This window comes from Microcoleus sp. B3-D7, assembly GCF_036705305.1.
In the GTDB taxonomy this organism is placed as follows: Bacteria; Cyanobacteriota; Cyanobacteriia; order Cyanobacteriales; family Microcoleaceae; genus Microcoleus.
Genome location: NZ_JAUBUE010000119.1, coordinates 1 through 2,520, shown reverse-complemented (window position 1 = coordinate 2,520; position 2,520 = coordinate 1). Strand labels below are relative to the sequence as shown.

Annotated in this window: 1 protein-coding gene; it reads left to right on the top strand. The window is 40.0% G+C overall.

Annotated features, from left to right (window positions below; genetic code table 11):
- Nucleotides 1–714: 714 nt before the first annotated feature.
- Complete coding sequence (gene ltrA, locus QUB25_RS29525; protein ID WP_333189017.1) at nt 715–2,433, top strand: group II intron reverse transcriptase/maturase; 1,719 nt, start codon at nt 715–717, stop codon at nt 2,431–2,433.
- Nucleotides 2,434–2,520 lie beyond the last annotated feature (87 nt).

Genomic DNA, 2,520 nt, shown 5'->3' with positions numbered 1-2,520 from the left:
TTTAAATCACCCTAACCTTCCTTCAGTCTTGTCTTATGGTACTTTGGCTGCTTAAAAACTGTCCGGAGTATTGTTATTACAATCAATAATTAAATTTTTAAAATTATCTAGTATTTAGCTAGAATGAACTGAGTTGTGCGATTCGTTTAATCTAAATGGATAGAAATATCCAGGGACGGTTAACCTAACCCACTGGTTAGTATAACTAAATATACATCTAGATGCAGGATTCACAAGTCCCTAGTTCTAGTCCGCAAGTGCAGCGGTAAAAGCATATCCCCTATGTTATTGAATAGCAACCAATAGGATAAAGCGGGGATAAAAGGCAGAACTACTGGTAGCCGAAACTGGTAACTCTTGAGCAAGAGTTCATGTGTAGCGAAAGCAAAGATGTATCTGAACCATCGTAATCATTGATGGTCTAACGGCTGATTAAGACCAAGCCAAAAGGCAAGGATATGGAGTAGGCGATTTACTCTTAGACCTATAAGCACTTCCCATAAACCCGGTGGATAGCATCACACTAAAAACTCTATCAATGTGTATTTGGAACGAAGTAACTCCCATATATTACTGGCAAACAGGTCGTTTACCAGTAAGTAGCTAACGAATAATATATGAGAGAGGGATTGTATCAAAAGCCAACGCTCTGTTGTAATGACAGAGATATGCAGACAGATGCACGGTAGCTTCAAAGATAGGAACTCATTAGCAATGAATAAGTCTAAAACGCGGGACAACCCGACGGTGGAATGGAACCAAATCAATTGGCGTAAAGCCGAAAGGTTGACGTTCAAGTTGCAAAAACGTATCTATCAAGCAAGTGAGCGTGGCGATGTCAAAGCAGTTCGTAAGCTTCAGAAGACCTTAATTAATTCATGGTCTAATAAGGTTCTAGCGGTACGACGGGTCACACAAGACAATACTGGCAAACGTACAGCAGGAGTGGATGGTATTAAATTACTAACCCCGAAGCAACGAATTAAGCTGGTAAATCAGCTCAAAACAACTGGTAAATCACAGCCGACACGTCGGGTAATGATTCCAAAACCAGGAACTAATGAGTCAAGATCATTAGGGATACCCACAATGTACGACCGCGCCTTACAAGCAGTTGTAAAAGCAGCTATTGAGCCAGAATGGGAAGCTCGTTTTGAGCCAAACTCCTATGGTTTTAGACCAGGTAGGTCGTGTCACGATGCAATAGGAGCTATTTTTGCCAGTATTGCGGTAAAAGCCAAATATGTGCTTGACGCTGATATTGCCAAATGCTTTGACCGCATTAATCACAAAGCGTTACTTGACAAAATCAATACCTATCCACGACTCCGAAAACAAATTAAATCGTGGCTCAAAAGTGGGGTATTAGACCAAGGTGAAATTTTTCCTACCCAAGAAGGTACGGCACAAGGAGGGGTCATTTCCCCACTACTGGCTAATATTGCCCTACACGGAATGGAAGAACGGATTAAGCAATACGCGGACACCTTTAAGAATAAGAAGGCAAAAATCAACAACCGCAAAAGCTTGAGTTTAATCCGATACGCCGATGATTTTGTAATTATTCACGAAAACATTGACGTAATACTCGCCTGTCAGAATATAATTACCGACTGGTTAAGTGACATTGGCTTAGAATTGAAACCAAGTAAAACAAAATTAACCCACACCCTCAACGAATACAATGGAAATGTCGGGTTTGAGTTTTTAGGATTCCATATAAAACAACATAAGGTAGGTAACTACAGATGTGCGTCAGATGGACATTCTAAACTTGGTTTTATAACATTAATTACCCCGTCAAAGTCACAAACCAAGGCTCATGTCGCAAAAATAGCTGAAGTAATAGACACCCATAACACCGCCCCACAAGCTGCTTTAATTAGTCGGCTGAATCCAATTATTAGGGGATGGTCAAACTATTACTCAACATTAGTAAGTAAGGAAACTTTTTCAAGGATAGACTTCCTTATCTACAACAAACTAAGAGCCTGGGCTAAAAGACGGGGAGAAGGTAGCATCAACAAAGACAAATACTGGCGAACAGTAGATAACAGAAATTGGTGCTTCAGCACAGAAGAAGGTATAAAGTTAGCCCAACACTCAGAAAAGCCAATCAAAAGGCACGTAAAGGTTAAAGGCAACTCAACGCCCTACAACGGTGACTGGATTTATTGGAGCAAAAGACGTGGAGAATACCCAGAAACACCAACAAGAGTGGCAACACTTATTAAGACACAAAAAGGTAAATGTACCCACTGTGGTCTGTACTTTACAACTACAGACATTGTAGAAGTTGACCATATCCAACCTCGCTCTTTAGGCGGTAAGGATAAATATAAAAACCTCCAACTTTTGCATAAACATTGTCACGACATAAAAACGGATAATGACGGCTCCTTCAAAAAGAGCTATGATGATAACCCGTTTTGAATTGTACCCGTAATACCAATTTTATGTGAAGTTGCATATAATAGAGAGATAGCTTTTATGGTGCGTTTATGAGTCGTAGTTTAAAAA

Excerpts from the sequence above, each read along its gene's own strand:
- ltrA (WP_333189017.1), top strand. The coding sequence starts at position 715 with ATGAATAAGTCTAAAACGCGGGACAACCCGACGGTGGAATGGAACCAA.